General features: G+C 38.8%; 18 protein-coding genes. 10 read left to right on the top strand and 8 right to left on the bottom strand.

Annotated elements, in window-relative coordinates; translation table 11 throughout:
• The first annotated feature begins 4 nt into the window (after window positions 1–4).
• From dapF to BBP83_RS05135, 4 genes are all read left to right on the top strand, one after another.
• Window positions 5–850: a diaminopimelate epimerase gene (dapF, locus tag BBP83_RS05150; protein WP_068886340.1), complete on the top strand. Its 846-nt coding sequence runs from the start codon at window positions 5–7 to the stop codon at window positions 848–850.
• A 92-nt stretch (window positions 851–942) separates the two neighbouring features.
• Window positions 943–1,560 (top strand): alpha/beta fold hydrolase, encoded by a 618-nt coding sequence (locus BBP83_RS05145; protein WP_068886339.1) that lies wholly within the window; start codon window positions 943–945, stop codon window positions 1,558–1,560.
• Window positions 1,561–1,568: 8 nt separating this feature from the next.
• Window positions 1,569–2,492 (top strand): site-specific tyrosine recombinase/integron integrase, encoded by a 924-nt coding sequence (gene xerA, locus BBP83_RS05140; RefSeq protein WP_068886338.1) that lies wholly within the window; start codon window positions 1,569–1,571, stop codon window positions 2,490–2,492.
• 435 nt (window positions 2,493–2,927) lie between these two features.
• The gene (locus BBP83_RS05135) at window positions 2,928–3,299 is read left to right on the top strand and encodes a hypothetical protein (RefSeq protein WP_068886337.1); all 372 of its coding nucleotides are present in this window, start codon (window positions 2,928–2,930) and stop codon (window positions 3,297–3,299) included.
• Here the strand turns inward: BBP83_RS05135 and BBP83_RS05130 are convergent.
• Together BBP83_RS05130 and BBP83_RS05125 are read right to left on the bottom strand one after the other, a co-directional pair.
• Window positions 3,226–3,819 (bottom strand): GNAT family N-acetyltransferase, encoded by a 594-nt coding sequence (locus BBP83_RS05130; RefSeq protein ID WP_068886336.1) that lies wholly within the window; start codon window positions 3,817–3,819, stop codon window positions 3,226–3,228. The genes BBP83_RS05135 and BBP83_RS05130 overlap by 74 nt on opposite strands.
• Before the next feature lie 26 nt (window positions 3,820–3,845).
• Window positions 3,846–4,340, bottom strand: coding sequence for an Lrp/AsnC family transcriptional regulator (locus BBP83_RS05125; protein ID WP_068886335.1), 495 nt, complete (start codon window positions 4,338–4,340; stop codon window positions 3,846–3,848).
• A 115-nt stretch (window positions 4,341–4,455) separates the two neighbouring features.
• Here BBP83_RS05125 and BBP83_RS05120 point away from each other — a divergent pair, with 115 nt between their 5' ends.
• The 6 genes from BBP83_RS05120 to BBP83_RS05095 all read left to right on the top strand — a co-directional run bounded on the left by BBP83_RS05120 (window position 4,456) and on the right by BBP83_RS05095 (window position 11,717).
• Window positions 4,456–5,061, top strand: coding sequence for a LysE family translocator (locus BBP83_RS05120; RefSeq protein WP_068886334.1), 606 nt, complete (start codon window positions 4,456–4,458; stop codon window positions 5,059–5,061).
• A 508-nt stretch (window positions 5,062–5,569) separates the two neighbouring features.
• On the top strand, window positions 5,570–6,322 hold the full coding sequence (locus tag BBP83_RS05115) for an electron transfer flavoprotein subunit beta/FixA family protein (protein WP_068886333.1): 753 nt from the start codon (window positions 5,570–5,572) through the stop codon (window positions 6,320–6,322).
• Between the two features lie 18 nt (window positions 6,323–6,340).
• Complete coding sequence (locus BBP83_RS05110) at window positions 6,341–7,273, top strand: FAD-binding protein (protein ID WP_068886332.1); 933 nt, start codon at window positions 6,341–6,343, stop codon at window positions 7,271–7,273.
• A gap of 102 nt (window positions 7,274–7,375) precedes the next feature.
• Window positions 7,376–7,903, top strand: coding sequence for a DinB family protein (locus BBP83_RS05105; RefSeq protein ID WP_068886331.1), 528 nt, complete (start codon window positions 7,376–7,378; stop codon window positions 7,901–7,903).
• 325 nt (window positions 7,904–8,228) lie between these two features.
• The gene (gene gyrA, locus BBP83_RS05100) at window positions 8,229–11,201 is read left to right on the top strand and encodes a DNA gyrase subunit A (protein WP_068886330.1); all 2,973 of its coding nucleotides are present in this window, start codon (window positions 8,229–8,231) and stop codon (window positions 11,199–11,201) included.
• 72 nt (window positions 11,202–11,273) lie between these two features.
• Window positions 11,274–11,717 carry a DUF3887 domain-containing protein gene (locus BBP83_RS05095; protein WP_068886329.1) on the top strand — a complete coding sequence of 148 codons (444 nt, stop codon included), beginning with the start codon at window positions 11,274–11,276 and terminating at the stop codon, window positions 11,715–11,717.
• A gap of 82 nt (window positions 11,718–11,799) precedes the next feature.
• Here BBP83_RS05095 and BBP83_RS15145 read toward each other — a convergent pair whose 3' ends face one another.
• The 6 genes from BBP83_RS15145 to BBP83_RS05070 form a co-directional block, all read right to left on the bottom strand.
• Window positions 11,800–12,021, bottom strand: a complete 222-nt coding sequence (locus BBP83_RS15145; protein ID WP_141689953.1) for a hypothetical protein — start codon at window positions 12,019–12,021, stop codon at window positions 11,800–11,802.
• Between the two features lie 199 nt (window positions 12,022–12,220).
• Window positions 12,221–13,516 carry a glutamate/aspartate:proton symporter GltP gene (gene gltP, locus BBP83_RS05090; RefSeq protein WP_068886328.1) on the bottom strand — a complete coding sequence of 432 codons (1,296 nt, stop codon included), beginning with the start codon at window positions 13,514–13,516 and terminating at the stop codon, window positions 12,221–12,223.
• A gap of 264 nt (window positions 13,517–13,780) precedes the next feature.
• On the bottom strand, window positions 13,781–14,875 hold the full coding sequence (locus BBP83_RS05085; RefSeq protein ID WP_068886327.1) for an ABC transporter permease: 1,095 nt from the start codon (window positions 14,873–14,875) through the stop codon (window positions 13,781–13,783).
• On the bottom strand, window positions 14,872–16,002 hold the full coding sequence (locus BBP83_RS05080; protein ID WP_068886763.1) for an ABC transporter permease: 1,131 nt from the start codon (window positions 16,000–16,002) through the stop codon (window positions 14,872–14,874). The genes BBP83_RS05085 and BBP83_RS05080 overlap by 4 nt, the downstream gene beginning before the upstream one ends.
• Window positions 16,003–16,013: 11 nt before the next feature.
• Window positions 16,014–17,204, bottom strand: coding sequence for an HlyD family secretion protein (locus BBP83_RS05075; protein WP_068886326.1), 1,191 nt, complete (start codon window positions 17,202–17,204; stop codon window positions 16,014–16,016).
• Window positions 17,205–17,223: 19 nt separating this feature from the next.
• Window positions 17,224–18,642: a TolC family protein gene (locus BBP83_RS05070; protein WP_245669719.1), complete on the bottom strand. Its 1,419-nt coding sequence runs from the start codon at window positions 18,640–18,642 to the stop codon at window positions 17,224–17,226.
• Window positions 18,643–18,808: the final 166 nt, after the last annotated feature.

Here is an 18,808-nt window from a genome sequence, read left to right as displayed (position 1 = left end):
CAAGATGTTATTAGAATTTACTAAAATGCATGGTCTGGGCAATGATTTTTTGGTTCTCGATTTAATTAGCCAGCGTGCCTATTTAGATACATTAACTATTCGACGTTTAGCAGACCGTCATTTTGGCATTGGCTTTGATCAGCTTTTAATTGTTGAACCGCCAGATGTACCCAATGCAGATTTCAAATATCGCATTTTTAATGCAGATGGTTCTGAAGTTGAACAATGTGGCAATGGTGTACGTTGTTTTGCCCGTTTTGTACATGAACGTCAGTTGACCACAAAAACCAAAATGAAAGTACAGACCAAAGCAGGAATTGTTGAACCTGAATTGGGGCCAAATGGTTGGGTACGGGTCAACATGGGTTATCCGAAATTTTTACCCAATGAAATTCCGTTTATTGCAGATGAACCTGAAAATTTATATGACATCGTTTTGCCTGACGGTGAAGTGTTGACCATCGATGTTGTTAATATGGGTAACCCACATGCGGTAACCATTGTGTCTGATGTGCTACAAACAGATGTCGCACGTCTTGGCCCACAAGTGGAATCACATGAGCGTTTCCCTGCGCGTGTGAATGCGGGTTTTATGCAAATTATTGATGATAAACATGCACGTTTACGCGTGTTTGAACGTGGTGTTGGTGAAACTTTAGCTTGTGGTACAGGGGCATGTGCTGCCGCTGTTTCTGCGATGCGCCGTGGCTTGTTATCTAGTTCTGTTGAAATTGAATTGGCTGGTGGTAAGCTTCAAATTGAATGGCGTGAAGGCGATGTGGTTTGGATGACTGGCCCAACAGCCAATGTTTATGAAGGTCGTTTAAATTTGGAATATTTCCAAGGTTAATTGGTCAGAAGTCAAAAAGCACTGTCATTCGATGGTGCTTTTTTATGGCTATAGGCTATGCTGTAGCTCGAACCCATTACCCTAGAGACTGAATGAAACACCTTATTTTTTTACCTGGGGCATCTGGCAGTACTGCATTTTGGGAACCTTTAATTGCCCAGTTACCAGCAGAATATACCACGCAAGTGATTGCTTATCCTGAATTTGATCATGCGCCGAAACATCCAGATGTTTACGATTTTGCAAGCCTTGGTAATTATGTCTTAGCGAAAATTCAGCAAGAGTGTATTGTAATTGCTCAGTCCATGGGCGGAATTTTTGCAGTACAGGCAGCATTACAAAAAAAGGATTTAGTCAAAGGTTTAGTGTTAATCGCTACATCGGGTGGAATTGATTTAAGCCCTTTTCATGTTCAAGATTGGCGCAATGCGTATCAAAGCACTTTTTTACAACATCCAAATTGGTTTGTGAAAACACAGGTCGATTATTCGCTTCAACTGAATCAAATACAGCAACCTGTTTTATTGCTTTGGGGCGATTGTGACCCTATAAGCCCTGTAGCTGTTGGACACTATCTTAAGCAGCAATTTCACAATTCATCATTACATATTGTTCAGGGTGGAGACCACCTTTTTGCTGCAAAAGCTATTTCAGAAACGGCTGAAAAGGTGAAGGATTATTTAATGTGTCTTGAGCAGAAAGAGGTTTAAGGTCGTTCATGTCTTTTGAAAATGATGCTACCGTATTGTTGGCGATGTGGTTAAAAGAACGAGAAATTCAAAATCAATCCAAACATACCTTACAAGCGTATGAGCGAGATGTTTCTGATTTTTTAGTTTTTTGTAGTACCAAAAAACTAGCGTTGTCAGATGTTGAAACCTCAGATTTACGTGAATATTTGGCGTTTAAAGTAGAGCGATTTCATTTAAGTTCAAGTAGCTTACAACGTATGCTGTCGTCTATTCGCCAATTTATGAAATGGGCCGAACAAAGTCAGTTTATGCAGTTTAATCCTGCCAATGATTTTCAGCTAAAACGCCAGTCACGACCATTACCCGGTTTGGTCGATATTGAAACGGTGAATCAAATATTAGATCAGCCTGAACCTGAAACAGAAGCACAACAGCAAATGTGGCTTCGTGATAAAGCGATTCTAGAATTGTTATATGCCAGTGGTCTGCGTCTGGCAGAAGTTCAAGCGTTACGTATTAAAGATGTCGATTTTAACCGTCAATTGCTTCGCATTACAGGTAAAGGCAATAAAACCCGTATTGTGCCGTTTGGTCGTAAAGCAAAAGATGCGGTCATGCAGTGGCTACAGATTTATCCTTTGTGGCATGGCGATTTTGTCCCTGAAGCCAGTGTATTTATTACGCAAAAAGGCAACCCTTTAGGTGCACGACAAATTGAAAATCGTGTGAAGTTTCAAGCGCAACGCGCTGGGGTCAATGTCGATTTGCATCCGCATTTACTACGCCATTGCTTTGCCAGTCATATGTTGTCTAATAGTGGCGATTTACGTGCAGTACAGGAAATGCTGGGACATAGTAATTTAACCACCACGCAAATTTATACCCATGTCGATTTTGATCAATTGGCGAAAGTTTATGATCAGGCACATCCGCGAGCAACTAAAAAATAAATAAGAAGCTTCGTACTCCTCGTTTCTGTTTTTGTAAGAGATGAGAGCGTAGGTGTATGAGCAGAGACTGGACGAGCCATCAGAAGATAATGATACTTTTTTAGCTATTTATTGAGTAAAAAATACTCTTTTTTTGAATATCTGATGAAATCTTGCATAATAATTAAAAAATGTTTAGAAATTAGCCATTCTAAAATAGAATGAGTACTTATTTAAGAAATCTAGATAAAAGCAGACAAAGCATATAAATTGCTCGAAAATAAATGTTTAAGCAGAAATAATGATGATGCTTTGTACTAATGTAGAATAAAAATAAGGCAATTTTTCACGTATAAAGAGCAGATTAATGCACCGTGTTTGCATAAATTGAGTCTAGGAATCGTTTTTTGTTCCGTAGCAGATATAAAAGAATTTAATTGAAACTAGGCAAATAAAATGATGTTGGATATTCAAAAAAAGTATGAGCAACTCAATACAGCACAAAAAGAAATTTTTGCAGGCTATGGTCTTCGACAGGTTAAACATTTTGTTGAAATCAGTTTGCCAAAAATTGAGCCATCGTTGCCTGAAAATACCTTTGTGCAGGGTGTTAATGCCAATGGTAAAGTACAAGCACTAAATGCCAATACGCAGAAAGCCTTTTTATGGATTTCAGATTTGCAATGGCAAGAAACCCAATCACCTACAGTTTCCTTTGATTCAAAACAAGATTTTCTTGCCGTTTGGAATATCTTTAATTTGTCAAAATATGAATTGATTGATTTAAGTCACATTCATCGTGATTTTTTAGAAAAACAGTGGGTGTAATACCATAAAGCGTATGACGGCATAAAGGGCTATGTTGATCCAATTTTGGGTGGTCAAAATAGCCTTGATGTTGCATACCTAAACGCAACATCAGTTTTTCAGAGGGCGTGTTTTGTACTGCTGTAAATGCTTTCACTTCATTCAGTTTTAATTTTTCAAAAGCAAACTTTAAGCAAGCAGTAGCCGCTTCTGTGGCATAACCATGATGCCAATATGCAGAATCCAATCGCCAGCCAATTTCAGTACATGGCGAAAAGGTAAATAATTCGGGTTGCGTATGTAGCCCTGTAAATCCAATAAATTGTCCTGTTTGCTTTAGTTCTAAAGCCCAAAAGCCCCAACCATTCAGTTCAATCAAATGCTGAAATTTTTCAGCTAACATATTGCTTTCAATGGTGCTTAAAGGCTGTGGGAAATAGCGCATGATTTCAGGACTTGCATTTATTTGAGCAAAAAGAGCGAAGTCGTTGCGTTGCCAAGGTCGAAGTAGCAGTCTTGGCGTTTCTATCGAATAAGGCATTTTATTCTCTTATATCTTTTAAGCACTTATAAATCGTCTAAAGGGAGCTGATAGCTTTGTTTGACAATTTGACTTGGCACATCGGTTTTGACACTGGTGATGCCATTTTTCTTGGTCAGATGTGTGGATTGAAACTTACGGTAACTCTCTAAATCAGGCACCACAACTTTTAGCATGGCATCGCATTCACCTAAAATAATGTAGCACTCCATGACCTGAGGTAGTTCTTTCATGGCCTCAATAAAGGTATCAATGGTTTCTGCATCTTGCCCAACTAACCAAATACGCGAAATCAATAAAAGTTGGAACCCAATTTTTTGTGGATCGACTACTGTGGTGTAGCTTTGTATTACACCTGCTTCTTCCAGTAATTTAACCCGCCTTAAGCAAGATGACGGCGATAAGCCAATTTCTTTGGCTAGATCATTATTTTGTATGCGACCATTATTTTGCAGAGTACGAATGATATTTTTATCAATACGATCTAGCTTTACTAGAATAGACTTTGAAGAAATTTTCATAAATTAGAATTTAATTCTAAAAATAGTAATAAATTTAGAATAAATGAAATCCTATTTTAGCGCAATTCTCAGATACTATTTTTCTCCTTTCAAGATAGTGAAAAAGGAAAAGGACATGTCTGTATTGGTACTTTTTGCTTTAACCGTGACGCCACTTATTTTTACGCCTGGGCCAGATATGTTGTTTATTCTGTCTCAAGTAATGGGCAAGGGTGCAAAAGCGGGCATGATGGCAACATTAGGGGTGTGCTCAGGTTACTTGGTACATTCAATTTTAGTTGCCTTAGGCATTGCGGCTATTATTGTGTCTTTCCCTATTTTATTTGAGACTATCCGTTGGTTGGGTATCGCTTATTTATTGTATTTGTCAGCGCATTTATTAAAATCAGTTTTTAGTCCTAAAAAGTTGGCAATTGAAGAGCAAAGTAGCTCAAGTCCAGTGAAGAAAGGTTTTTTTACTGCGCTGTTAAACCCAAAAGGCATGTTAATTTATTTTGCGATTTTACCGCAATTTATTGATAAGTCTGGTAATACAGTAACGCAAGGCTTGGTACTTTCCTGTGTTTTTATCGGCTTAATTTTTGTAGTGTACTGTAGTCTAAGTTTAGTTTTTGCCAAAATCACTCAAAAAACCCATATTGATGCACGCAAACAAAAGTGGATTGATGGGACATCGGGTGGCTTATTGGGCTTAGCAGCTGTTTGGTTAATATCCAATTAATGCTAAAGATAAAAAATCCTGCAGGTAATGGCAGGATTTTTTATCTTTAGCACCCTAAAATAATCAGATGCATCTGGTGCATTGATTAAATTTGTTTTCAATTGTCATCCGAATAACACAAATCTTAACCAAAATGAGTGTGTTTTGTCCAAAATGACAGTTTAGATGTGTGATTCGTCAGGATGAAATTTACAAGCGCAGATAGATGAGTGAGCTAAAAACAAACCTTAAATCAAAACTTTTGATGAACCTAATCAAGTAAAAACATAATAAAAATCAAATATTAAAATTTGAATAAATGTTTTAATAAAACAGTGAGGTAAAATTAAATAGAAAAAAGGTGAACGTTAAGTTCAAGGAAAATTATGCATTTTTGCCACTCTTTCGATAATTGTGACTTGACCCAAATGCCATGTGCATTGCAAGATAGGGCACCTAAAAAATTTAAAGTGAAGAGTTACACTAACTTTTCTCAATATTTACATTTGCTAAAACAGCCGAGGATTACATGAAGGCTCTTGTTGCTGTAAAACGTGTGGTTGATGCCAACGTTAAAGTTCGTGTTAAACCGGACAATAGTGGGGTCGACCTTACTAACGTAAAAATGTCTATCAACCCATTCTGTGAAATCGCAGTAGAAGAAGCGGTTCGCTTAAAAGAAAAAGGGGTGGTTTCAGAAATCGTTGTGGTTTCTATTGGTGCTAAAGAAGCGCAAGAACAAATTCGTTCTTCTATGGCGCTTGGTGCAGACCGTGGCATTTTGGTAGAAGCTGATGACAGCCAATTAGGCGCACTTGAAATTGCTAAAATTTTAAAAGGTGTGGTTGATGCTGAACAGCCACAACTGATTCTTCTTGGTAAACAAGCGATTGATGACGACTCTAACCAAGTCGGTCAAATGCTTGGTGCATTGCTTGGCGCAGGCCAAGGCACATTTGCTTCAGAAGTGAAAGTAGATGGCGACAAAGTACAAGTGACTCGTGAAGTTGACGGTGGTTTACAAACTGTTGAACTTGCACTTCCAGCGATTATTACGACTGACTTACGTTTGAATGAGCCTCGTTATGCTGCTCTTCCAAACATCATGAAAGCACGTAAAAAACCGCTTGATGTAAAATCACCTGCCGATTTTGGCGTTACTCCTGCAACAAAGCTTAAAACGATTAAAGTTGAAGCGCCTGCAGAACGTAAAGCTGGTGTACAAGTTAAATCTGTCGATGAGCTTGTAGAAAAATTGAAAAACGAAGCGAAAGTGATCTAATACAGAAGGATAAAAATCATGAGTATTTTAGTTATCGCTGAGCACGACAACAAAGCACTAAACGGTGCAACGTTAAACGTTGTTGCAGCGGCTCAAAAAATCGGTGGTGATATCACTGTATTGGTTGCGGGTTTTGGCGCTCAAGCAGTTGCAGACCAAGCGGCAAAAGTTGCAGGTGTAAGCAAAGTATTACTTGCTGACGACGCAGCTTATGCAAACCAATTGGCTGAAAACGTAGCGAAATTAGTTGCAGAACTAGGTAAAGGTTATTCACATATCCTTGCTGCTTCTACAACGACAGGTAAAAACATTTTACCTCGCGCTGCAGCTCTTTTAGATGTCAGCATGATTACTGACATTATTGCAGTAGATTCAGCAAACACTTTCAAGCGTCCTATTTATGCAGGTAATGCAATCGCAACGGTTCAATCTGATGAATCTGTTGTTGTTGCAACTGTACGTGGTACAGCGTTTGATCCAGTTGCTACTGAAGGCGGTTCTGCTACAGTTGAAGCTGTTGCTTCTACAGGTGATGCGGGTATTTCTAAGTTCATTTCTGAAGAAATCGTGAAATCTGAACGCCCAGAATTAACCGCTGCACGTATTGTTGTATCTGGTGGTCGCGGTGTAGGTTCTGGTGAGAACTATCATGCAGTTCTTGATCCATTAGCGGACAAGCTTGGTGCTGCACAAGGTGCGTCACGTGCTGCAGTAGATGCTGGTTTTGTTCCAAACGACATGCAAGTTGGTCAAACGGGTAAAATCGTTGCACCTGACTTGTACATCGCTGTAGGTATTTCAGGTGCGATTCAGCACTTGGCAGGTATGAAAGAATCTAAAGTGATCGTTGCGATCAACAAAGATGAAGAAGCGCCAATTAACGCAGTAGCAGACTACTGGTTAGTGGGTGACTTGAATACTGTAGTTCCAGAATTAGTCTCTAAAATCTAATTTCTGAAACTTAGGTTTCAAAAGTCCTTACGTGGATAAACTGCGTAAGGACTTTTTTTATGCTAAAAATAAATAAAATATTCATCATGAAAGATGTACAGAATGCCTTACAGTTTTAAAAATCATTATTTAATGTTTGCACACTATAATCAGTGGGTCAGTACCAAGTTATATATCGCCATACAAGCCTTAAGCACTGAGCAACAAAAGCAGGATTGTGGCGCTTATTTTAAAAGCATTTTACACATGATGAATCATTTGTATGTGGGTGATGTGCTTTGGTTGGAACGTATTTGCGGTTATCAACCATCGGGCTATGCACTAGATGAGGTGCTTTACTCAAATGTAGAAGATTGCATTCAGGCGCGTAGAGCACATGATTTGCGTCTGCTAGAACACATTCAATCCTTAAGTGAGTCTGCGTTTACGCAAGATATTCATTATATCCGTCGTGATCAGCGCTATTGTGAGCCTTTGGCTGAAGTACTGGCGCATGTATTCAATCATCAAAGTCATCACCGTGGACAGTTGCATGCCATGATTTATCAGCTGACTGGGGTTTCACTCGAGTTAGATTTAATTTACTTTCAAAGAGCTTATGCAAAGCTATACCGAACAGCTCATCTTTAAGCATAAATTGTCATCGTTACTCCATAAAAAGTAGTTTTTAATCCTCAGATGGGAACCTTATTTTGAGTGTTTTTCTTAGTATTTGGGTAGAAAAAAGCCAAACGATTGGTAGATTATTATTAAAGCCATTTTTGAGTAAGTTTTAAACGATATAAACCCTTAAATTAAGGCGATTAAGTTGCTGTATATCACACAAAAATAAGAGTGTTTATGCTATAATTTACGGCTGTATTTTAGATTTTGACTCATGCTTTTGAGTGAAATTTTAGCAAGATTTACGACATATAAATACGGGCAAATATTGCTTGTATAATAAGGAGTATGCATGAGCGTATCGGAAATTAGACCGATTGCCATTGAGGATGAACTAAAAAGCTCATATCTCGATTATGCCATGAGCGTGATTGTTTCACGTGCATTGCCAGATGTGCGAGATGGTTTAAAACCAGTTCATCGTCGTGTGCTTTTCGCAATGCACGAATTGGGCAACGACTACAACAAAGCGTACAAAAAGTCTGCCCGTGTGGTCGGTGACGTAATCGGTAAATATCACCCACATGGTGACTCTGCTGTTTATGAAACTATTGTTCGTATGGCACAAGATTTTAGCTTACGTTATCAATTGGTCGATGGTCAGGGTAACTTTGGTTCTGTCGATGGCGATAGTGCGGCAGCCATGCGTTATACCGAAGTGCGTATGCGTAAGTTAACCCATGAACTTTTGGCTGATCTTGAAAAAGATACAGTTGAATGGGAAGACAACTATGACGGCTCTGAACGTATTCCACAAGTCATGCCTACTCGTGTACCTAACTTATTGATTAATGGTGTAACGGGTATTGCCGTGGGTATGGCGACCAATATGGCGCCACACAACATGACTGAAGTTGTGAATGCGTGTTTGGCGTATGCAAATGACCCAAGCATTAGCATTGAAGGCTTGATGGAACATATTTCTGGGCCAGACTTTCCTACAGGCGGCATTATTTACGGTAAATCAGGCATTGTCGATGCTTACCGTACAGGTAAAGGCCGTTTGCATATTCGTGGTAAATACCATTTTGAAGAAGACCCAAAAAATGGTCGCACGACTATTGTCTTCACAGAAATTCCGTATCAAGTTAACAAAGCGAGAACGATTGAACGTATCGCTGAGTTAGTGAAAGAGAAAAAACTGGAAGGTATTTCAGAACTTCGTGATGAATCAGATAAAGATGGTATGCGTATTGCCATTGATTTAAAACGTGGTGAAAATGCTGAAGTGATTGTGAACAATTTGTTCCAAAATACTCAGTTGGAAAACTCGTTCAGCATCAACATGGTTTGTTTGGATAATGGTCAGCCTAAGCTGATGAATTTGAAAGACATCATTGCTGCTTTTGTTCGCCATCGTCAAGAGGTTGTTACCCGACGCACGATGTACGAATTGCGTAAAGCACGTGAACGCGGTCATATCTTAGAAGGTTTGACTGTTGCACTAGCGAATATTGATACCATTATTGAAACCATTAAAACCTCAGCCAATCCTGCAGAAGCGCGTGAGCGTTTGCAAGCGGGTGAATGGGCTTCAGGTGGTGTGGTTGCATTACTTGAAAAAGCGGGTTCGGTTTCAGTACGTCCTGAAGTGATTGAGGGTGAAGACCTGTCTAAACCGTATGGTTTTGATGGTAGTATTTACCGTTTATCACCGACGCAAGTGGGCGCAATTTTAGAATTACGTTTGCACCGTTTAACAGGTCTTGAACAAGATAAGTTACACGCAGAATATTCTGATATTTTAGCTCAAATTGCTGAATATACAGCAATTTTGAATGACTTTAATTTGTTGATGAATGTGATTCGCGAAGAGCTTGCATTAATTTTGCAACAATATGGCGATGGACGTAAAACAGAAATTATTGAATCACGTATCGATTTTTCACGTGAAGATTTGATTCCTGAAGAACAAATGGTGTTGACTGTTTCTAAAACAGGTTATGCCAAAACACAGCCATTGTCCGATTATGCAGCGCAACGTCGTGGTGGTCGTGGTAAGTCAGCAACGTCAATGAAAGAAGATGACTACATTCAGCATCTGATTGTGACTTCAAGTCATGCGACGGTGTTATGTTTTACCAATGTCGGTAAAGTATACCGTTTGAAAGTTTATGACGTGCCACAAGCATCGCGTGGAGCAAAAGGTCGCCCAATGGTGAACCTACTTCCTCTAGATACCGATGAAACCATTACTGCAATTTTGCCAGTGATTGACGCACCGAAGAAATTTAAAGATCGTTTAAGCGCTTTCCAAGCATTCGTTAAAGCCAATCAAGCTAAACTTCAAGAAAATGAGATTATTAATGGTCATTTTGTTGAGCTTGAAGCAGCTTTAGCTGAACTTGAAGATGGTGATGATCTTTCTGTAGCACTGCGCTTACAGTTAAAGCAACTGGGTGTAGAGCTTTCTGCAACTGACATAGATGATGAAATTGTCTCTGAATTTGCAACGTTGGCCGAAACCTTACGCAAAAACCACTATGTTTTCATGGCAACGCAAGCAGGTACAATTAAACGTGTAGAGCTAGAGCAATTTGGCAATGTACGTTCAAATGGTTTACGTGCTATTGAGTTGAATGAAGCAGATACTTTAATTGGCGTAGCCATTACAGATGGCGAACAGCAAATTATGTTGTTCTCTAACGAAGGTAAAGCGATTCGTTTTGCTGAAACTGATGTACGTTCGATGGGGCGTTCAGCTAAGGGTGTGCGCGGTATGCGTGTAACCATTGGTGCCGTGCAGACTGAAGAAGCTGATGATGTCGATTCAGATGATGAAGATTTAGATACGACCTTTATCAGCCGTATTGTGTCATTGGTTGTGGTTCCTGAAACTGGCGAAGTATTGTGTGCATCTGCAAATGGTTACGGTAAACGTACGCCAGTAGATGATTTCCCGACTAAAAAACGTGGTGGTAAAGGTGTTATTGCACTAAAAACTTCAGAGCGTAATGGGGAACTTGTCGGCGCAGTCGCAATTGATGCATCTAAAGAATTGATGCTTATTTCTGATGGTGGCACCTTGGTGCGTACACGTGCATCGGAAGTAGCGCAAACCGGTCGTAATGCACAAGGTGTTCGTTTAATTCGCTTAGGTGAAAACGAAACATTGGTTGGTGTAGAAGCGATTGAAGCAGTTGAAGAAGAGGAGCTATTAGATGATGCATCTTTGGCAGAACCTTCTGAAGTGCTGATTGATGACGAAACGATTATCGACGAAACTGAAAATGAATCGGGTTTAAATGAACCTGAAGCAGACTAAGTTTGAGTTTTAAGAAAGGGCGCTTCGGCGTCCTTTTTTATCTATACAGCATAGTAAAGATGGAAAATACGTATGAATAATTTCAAGTATGCAGTTTTCGCGTCAATTTTGGCTTTGGGAGGGTGTGAAAAAATGGGTCAAAAAGCCATGAATGCCATACCTGACCCAAGTCCGCAACAAGAGCAAGTGGCTCAAGCTGCTTATGATGATTTACGTGCACAAAAATTTACGCAACTGATGACACGTTTAGAACCTGAATTGCAGGCACGTTTCACGGGTAATGAAAAAGAGATGCATAAGTTTGCACGTGGGTTGCCAAAAGAGAATTATAAAACCAAAAAAATTGTGGCTAAAAATATTGTGAAAGCGACCAAACAGCCAAGCAAATATACGGTCACTTATGAATATGCTTACGATAAAAACTTAGTTCAATATGATGTAAGTTTTGATAAAGCAGGTGGAAGTAATCAAATTCGTGATTTAAGTGTTGCGGTATTTGGTGAGTCAATTAAATAAAAATGAAAGCATTAAGACATCAATAATACGCCTTGATGCTTTTATAAGTTGGGTTTATGACATTCGTTTTATTGCTACCATTTTATATATTGCGCTTAAAATTATCGTCGTTGGTACAGAAATTTATTGAGTCATTCAATATGCCCACAACTCGGTAAATATATTCAGGTTTATAAATAAAAATAGTGCCATTCGGTAGAACTTCTAAATCTGCACGTGTCAATTCAATACGTCGGGAGTCATCGACAGGAACAATAAATTGAATTTTTGGTGGTTTTTTCTGTCGAGCAATGTATTCCGACACGTTTCACATGTTCAATATGATTACTGAGTTTATTTATAAAGTTTTCCATATGCTTAGCCTCTAGATTATTTTGTATAATTATTAATCGATACTAGCGGGTTTAGATCGCTTGTAAAATAAGCAATAGAGATTATTTATCAAAAATTTAGGTTACTGCATTAAAAAAGGACACCGAAGTGTCCTTTTTTACTATGTGAAATTATAGCGTATCATTTAATTGTATGTTGTAATTTTTTTGCTTTTCAGTGTCGAATTGACCTTCCCATTTACTAATAACCAATACCGCTAAAGCGTTACCAATAACGTTAAGAACGGTACGTGCCATATCTAAAATACGGTCAATACCCGCAATAAATGCTAAGCCTTCAAGTGGAATACCGACACTGCCTAAGGTGGCAAGCAGTACTACAAATGACACACCTGGCACGCCTGCAATCCCTTTAGAGGTAATCATGAGGGTTAAAACCAGAATGACTTGTTGGCTAATGCTTAAGTCAATACCGTAAAGTTGTGCAATAAAAATAGCAGCAATACTTTGATACAGCGTAGAACCATCTAAGTTAAATGAATAACCAATTGGAATAACGAAGCTCGTAATGGGTTTTGGCGCACCATAGGCTTCCATTTTTTCCATAATACGTGGCAATACCGTTTCAGAACTTGCCGTAGAATAAGACAAAATTAATTCATCTTTTAAAATTTTAATAATGGCCCAAATACTGAAACCGCAAATTTTGGCAACAAGACCTAAAACCACAAAAATAAAGAAGAAGATTGCGCCATAAACCAATAAAGCCAGTTTTACTAATGGCAATAATGAGCTAAAACCAAAGTTTGCGACAGTTGCTGCAATTAAGCCGAATACACCCAATGGCGCAAACATCATAATCATGTGCGTCACTTTAAACATGGTTTCAGAAACAGCATGGAGCACATTAATTAATGGTTGTTTAGTTTCTTGAGCTAACGAGCCTAAACCAATACCAAAGAGTACCGAGAAGAAAATAATCGGTAACATTTGACCGCTTGTTAACGCCGCGAAAAAGTTTGGCGGAATTAACGAAAGAACTGTTTGTATCAGCCCGTGAGACTGTTCACTCACGACATGCGTAGTTTCTTGATATTTAGAAATATCGACTTGCGTGAGGGTTGACATATCAATGCCAGCACCCGGTTGGAACACATTGGCTGCAACTAGGCCGACAATAATGGCAATGGTAGTAATGATTTCAAAATAAAGAATGGTTCTGAAACCAAGTCTACCAACGTTTGAACCGTGACTTGCATTTGCAATGCCTAAAATGAGCATTGAAACAACAAGAGGAATCACGATCATCTTAATGAGGTTAATAAAAATTGAGCCTAGTGGCGTCAAAAGATTATTTACTAAGGCATCTCTATATTCAGGAGAATAGTGCAAAAAAGAGCCTAAAAGTATACCTAAAATAAGTGCAATTACGATTTGCCATGCAAGGCTTATCTTAATTTTTTTCATACTCAGCTCTGAAAAAATAAATTAGGGACAAAAAAAATCCGCAGAACCCTTGATGTCTCATCACAAAAAATGACGAACAATAGATACAAGAGAAGTTTTGGCAGATTAGAAGAATTCTATTGTGAAGTGAATATAATAAATCAGCTAACTTTTTTTGGATTTATACGCTTGATTGGCTATTATTTTTTCAGTTTAATTTAACAATTCGATTCTATATATTAAATTAATTTGTAAAGTGAATAAAATTGATCAATGAATAGCTGATTATGGTTTAAGTTTTAAGCGCCAGTAAGCCCAGAGCAAACTAATACAGCCAAACATACTCAGGTAAATGAGCTTGGGAATAACAATTTCTGTAGGTACGCCCATTTGGTTCAATTGAATAAACATTTGAATGCCTTGGGTCGAAGGCAAAAACTCTCCCAATCCTTGTAGCCATAAAGGCATAGCGGCATGTGGCCATGCGGTGCCAGAGAGTAAAAATAAGGGAATAGAGGTAAATACAATGAGATGGCCTGCACGCTCAGGCATATCTAAAAAGGATGCCAATAACATCGCTAAACCAATGATGCAGGAAATAAAAATAGGAACAGCAATCAACATTCCAATAAAATTGCCTCCACGTGGGTAATCATATAACCAAAAGGTAAAGCCAAATAAGTAGAAACACCCTAAACAGCCAATTGTTAGAATTGCTAAAAAAATAGCCCAGAACTCGGAAGCGTTGGGTTTCCATTGTTTTTGTTCGCGGTATCCTGCCAATAACATGCATAAACCCAGCACAATAGTTTGGTGAATAATTAACGGTGCAACCGCAGGAAAAATATAGCTTCCATAGCCAGACAAAGTATTAAACAGTGGAATTTGATGAATAGAGAGTGCAGGGGAAAAGTGTGACACATGACCAAATTTCTGGACTTGCTCGACCAGCGCATTTTCAATAGATGTTGCCAAACCTAAACCAATTTGTTTGGTTTTAAGGAAATTGGCTGCGCTCAGGTATAAACCGACACCCCCAACTTCACCATGATGAATACTGTTAGATAAATTTTCGGGTAGAAGTAAAATACCATCGGCTTGCTGGCGTTGAATCATCCGTTTAGCTTCTGCAAAGTTGCCTATGACCGCTTTTACTTCTACATTGGGGCTTTGGGTGACTTGTCCAATAATGGTTGACGTTAGAGCACTTTGTTCTTCATCGACAATAATAATTGGTAAAGCCTGCGCTTGTTGTGCCTGATAAGCCGTTGGGTAAAAAAAGCTGTACATTAATACAGATAAAATTAAGGTGGTTAGAATAGATGAGTTGGCAAAAATATCTTTAAATGTTTGACAGTAATACTGAAAAAATTGCTTCATGATGCCATCCTCTGCGTGTATTTTTTCAGAAAAATATAGGCCAATCCGAAGTACAAGAGGGTGTAAAACAACAGCAAGGCAAAAGGTTGTAAGGATGAGGAGAGCGGGCTACCAATAACCCATTGCTCAGTTTGCAATTTTGCATACGGAGTGTAAGGAATAATGTGTGCCCAAAATTTTGTAAATAGTGGCGCATTATTTAAAGGTAAAGTGACCCCAGCAAAACTCAGTGATGAGCCTCCATAGACAGCAATAATGCCAAAACTCTTACTAAGGTTCTGAGTTGCAAGCACAATTGCACTACTGATAAAAGCATAGGCGCTATAAAGAAGAACTTGCGCCAATAAAATTAACCATAAATGACCTGCGACAAACCAGCCACGAATGCCAATCAGCCAAATCATCCATAACCAAGTCCAAATACTAAAAATTAAAATATAGACTAAGTTTTTAGCGAGTAGTGCACTGAATAAACTTTGCTGACGTAGCCATTGTCCTGTGGTTTTGAACTTGAGTTCCTGTCCAACCGAAAATGCGACACAGCAACAGAGCAATAAATGCAAAATGGCAGGAATCATATACGGTTCAAGGTAAAACTCATAATTCAGCTCTGGATTATACAAAGGCGAAATTTTAACGTTTGGCGTTGGTACGTCTAGAGCAGGAATAGTATTTTCTAAATAATCTTGTCCCATAAAGTTAGCCAAGGCTTGTAAGGTGCTGACAAACATGGCCGATGAAATGGTATTACCGACACTAAAATAACTTTGATTAAATGCAATACTAATTTGTGCATCTTTGGCTTGGACTAAACGCTGTTCTGCACCTGTAGGAATGTGTACATAGCCCCAAATTTTATTTTGATTCAGCAGATATTCTGCATCGGCCTGACTTTCTGTAATTGTTGCAATTTTAAGGGTATGGTTCAGACTTAAATAGTGTTCAATATTGCGACTTAAACTGCTTTGATCTTGGTCAATAATGGCAATAGCTAAATGTTCAGGCTTACCTTGTGCAAACATGCTACTAAACAGCACAACAATAAATAAGGGCGCGAGTGTGACTAAGCACAAATCCCATTTGTGCTGAAGTAAATAGTGCAACTCACGCAACATACCGATAAACATCGCCCGCACCGTTATTTCACCTCTTTCACTTTAAATAAAACGCTCATACCCACTTTTAGGTCTGAAATAGGCTGTGCTGGTGTAAGGTGAATTTTAAAGCTACGAATATCATAACCGCCAGTTTGGCGCGTTGTTTTAATTGTGGCAAAGTCACCTTCAGCGTCAATATTTTTGATATTAAATACAATAGTTTTGCCCAACGCAGGAATGTAACCCTCCATCGTTTGAGTTTGATAAACCGATTGATATTGATCTTCACGCACATTTAAGCTAACCCATAACTCATCATCCTGAATCAGACTAACCACTGGAACACCAAGAGCGACTAACTCAGAGGTTTTGCCATACGTTTTTGAAACGGTGCCATTAATGGGCGCAAGTAGCTTGGTTTCTGCTTCTAAGGCATTGGCTTCTGCTACAGCAGCTTTTGCAATATCCACTTGTGCATTTGCCGTCGATTTTTGTTCAGGCGTACTTCCTCGTTTGGCACGGACATATTGTTGATAAGCGGCTTCCGTCATTGCTGTGGCAGAAAGTGTGGCGGCTTGCATCTCGTCTCTACGTTGCCTTGAAATCACACCTTCTTGAAAAAGTTTTGCACCACGTAGATATGTGTTTTGCGCCAAAGCTTGTTGAGCTTTCATGGCTTGCCAGTTGGCATAGAGCGTTGCAATATTTTCTTCTTGTGACCCGCGGTCAGCCGTGGCTTGCAAAGCCAATGCAGATTGTAATGTGGCAAGGGCTTGTTGCTTTTTAGCATCAACTTCTGGGCTGTAGAGGCGAACCAATTCCTGACCTTTTTTCACTTTTTGGCCATCATGGATATAAATTTCTTCTATACGACTGGGTACTTTGGTCGAGACATGAATGGTTTCGGCTTCTACACGACCTTGTAATTCGACCTCTTTGGGTTGATAGCTTTTCCAAAGACCAAAGGCAATTAAACCGAGCAAGAGTATAAGCACAGTCAGCCCAATTATTTTAACCAAAGCAGATTTTGGGTTAACTTGCTCAGCTTGCACATTTTCAGATGCTTGCTTAAGTTGTGTATTTTCAGGTGTACTCGGTGGCACAATTGAAGATGTTTTACTGTCGGTATCTAAGCTTTCTGTATTTACAGATGCTGGGTGGACTTGATTTTCTGGCTGTTCAGATGAAGTCAGTTCTTTTTCCGATTCAGATGAGTTTTGATCTTGATTCATACTTTTCTCCCCTCTGAAATTAACGAATATAACGTGTATTGGGTTGATTGATATAAGTCTGAAATTGGTCAATAGAACCATGACTTTGTAACAGTGTCGCTAAAGACATTACATATTTATAGGCATTCAACGCTGTTTCACTTTTTAGCCCACTTAAGGCGTTTTGTGCATCAATCACTTGTGTCGCAGTGCCCATATCTTCCTTAAAAGACAGTTCTTGTATGCGTAAATTTTCTTGTGCTACCTTTAGGTTTTGTTGTAACAGTTGAGCACTTTGCTGTGCTGTCGTTACTTCACTGTAAGATTTATAAATCACATTTTCAATTTCTTGTTTGGTACGTTCGGTCATTAATTGCGATGCATAGCGTTGCAATTCAGCAGCCTGAACATTTTTGTTTTTATCAATACCAGAAAATAAATTGTAACGTGCACCTATGCCAACAATCCAGTTTTGCTTATCGTCCAAACTATATTCGCCAAAAGCAAATACACTGGGTTTTTTAGCCGCATTCTGTACCTGAACATTTACATTGGCCAATTGTGTGTCCATTTGCATTTTTTGAATGAGCGCAGAATGTTCAGGAAAACTTTTCAGTAAATTATTTAATGCTAAATTTTGTGTGGCATTCACAAAGAGTGGGGTGCTTAATTCAGTAATTTGACTACTTTGTAATAGATTATTCAATTGAAATAAACTGGCTTTATAGCTTGCTCGGGTATTTTGATCTATACGCTCTGCATTATTACGCGCCACTTCAAATTGCATACGTTGCCCTTTACTAATAAAGCCTTGTTGCTCTAGTTTTAGGGCATTATTGTAATGTTTATGCATCGAATTTAAATTAAATTGACTACTGGCTGTCAGTTGTTGCTGAAGCTGGACATTGAAATAAGCTTGAATGAGTTCAAAGCGTTGTACATCTTGCTGTTGTTTACTGGTTAACTGACTACGTTGTGCTTTAATATTGGCTAATTCTTTCGCACTTGTGGTTAAACCGCCGGTATATAAAGGCATCATTACAGAAACCGTCGGGCGAATAACTTGGTCTTCTAGAACTATTTGAGATGAATCTGGAATTAAACCAACGCCGTCATGAATCGTCTGATTCAAGCTATCCCTTAACGGATCTGCTAAACCACCTAAGTTTGGGTTAGAGCTTTGCCATTCATCAATTTTATTGTTTACACCATTACTCAGCGATTGCTCTAAATTATTTTTTAGCGCACCTAAAGGAACATCCACTTCATTATGAAAGGCATAAGCGCGGACATTTAAGTCGACACGTGGCAATCCAATTCCTTTGATTGCTTCAGCTTCTAATCGAGACGCTTGTTCTAAAGCCTGATTGGCCTGTGTGCTATAAGAATCTTTTAAAATATTAATTTCAGCTTGTTGAAAACTCATACTTTGTGCAAAACACATCGAACTAAACAACATAGACGCCGTAAATATGACACTTTGTATGACAGTTTCACTGTTTGTTTTAATGGGTTGATGTTGTTGTAATTTGAATAAAGAAGAACGCTGTAACATCCAATAGACTCTCCGCATTGTCGTCTCGAGTATAAAGCAAGGGAAATAGCAAAGTACTTTTTTATACCAG

Origin of the sequence: Acinetobacter celticus (genome assembly GCF_001707755.1) — a bacterium.
GTDB classification, from domain to species: domain Bacteria; phylum Pseudomonadota; class Gammaproteobacteria; order Pseudomonadales; family Moraxellaceae; genus Acinetobacter; species Acinetobacter celticus.
This window is presented reverse-complemented; position numbering and strand designations above follow the sequence as displayed.

What these genes read in the sequence shown, in the direction of transcription:
- BBP83_RS05070 (WP_245669719.1), bottom strand. Translation starts at nt 18,642, where the DNA reads ATGTTGTTTAGTTCGATGTGTTTTGCACAAAGTATGAGTTTTCAACAA.
- gltP (WP_068886328.1), bottom strand. Translation starts at nt 13,516, where the DNA reads ATGAAAAAAATTAAGATAAGCCTTGCATGGCAAATCGTAATTGCACTT.
- BBP83_RS05085 (WP_068886327.1), bottom strand. Translation starts at nt 14,875, where the DNA reads ATGAAGCAATTTTTTCAGTATTACTGTCAAACATTTAAAGATATTTTT.
- BBP83_RS05115 (WP_068886333.1), top strand. Translation starts at nt 5,570, where the DNA reads ATGAAGGCTCTTGTTGCTGTAAAACGTGTGGTTGATGCCAACGTTAAA.
- BBP83_RS05125 (WP_068886335.1), bottom strand. Translation starts at nt 4,340, where the DNA reads ATGAAAATTTCTTCAAAGTCTATTCTAGTAAAGCTAGATCGTATTGAT.
- BBP83_RS05135 (WP_068886337.1), top strand. Translation starts at nt 2,928, where the DNA reads ATGATGTTGGATATTCAAAAAAAGTATGAGCAACTCAATACAGCACAA.
- BBP83_RS05145 (WP_068886339.1), top strand. Translation starts at nt 943, where the DNA reads ATGAAACACCTTATTTTTTTACCTGGGGCATCTGGCAGTACTGCATTT.
- gyrA (WP_068886330.1), top strand. Translation starts at nt 8,229, where the DNA reads ATGAGCGTATCGGAAATTAGACCGATTGCCATTGAGGATGAACTAAAA.
- BBP83_RS05110 (WP_068886332.1), top strand. Translation starts at nt 6,341, where the DNA reads ATGAGTATTTTAGTTATCGCTGAGCACGACAACAAAGCACTAAACGGT.
- dapF (WP_068886340.1), top strand. Translation starts at nt 5, where the DNA reads ATGTTATTAGAATTTACTAAAATGCATGGTCTGGGCAATGATTTTTTG.
- BBP83_RS05075 (WP_068886326.1), bottom strand. Translation starts at nt 17,204, where the DNA reads ATGAATCAAGATCAAAACTCATCTGAATCGGAAAAAGAACTGACTTCA.
- BBP83_RS05095 (WP_068886329.1), top strand. Translation starts at nt 11,274, where the DNA reads ATGAATAATTTCAAGTATGCAGTTTTCGCGTCAATTTTGGCTTTGGGA.
- BBP83_RS05080 (WP_068886763.1), bottom strand. Translation starts at nt 16,002, where the DNA reads ATGTTTATCGGTATGTTGCGTGAGTTGCACTATTTACTTCAGCACAAA.
- xerA (WP_068886338.1), top strand. Translation starts at nt 1,569, where the DNA reads ATGTCTTTTGAAAATGATGCTACCGTATTGTTGGCGATGTGGTTAAAA.
- BBP83_RS05105 (WP_068886331.1), top strand. Translation starts at nt 7,376, where the DNA reads ATGCCTTACAGTTTTAAAAATCATTATTTAATGTTTGCACACTATAAT.
- BBP83_RS05130 (WP_068886336.1), bottom strand. Translation starts at nt 3,819, where the DNA reads ATGCCTTATTCGATAGAAACGCCAAGACTGCTACTTCGACCTTGGCAA.
- BBP83_RS05120 (WP_068886334.1), top strand. Translation starts at nt 4,456, where the DNA reads ATGTCTGTATTGGTACTTTTTGCTTTAACCGTGACGCCACTTATTTTT.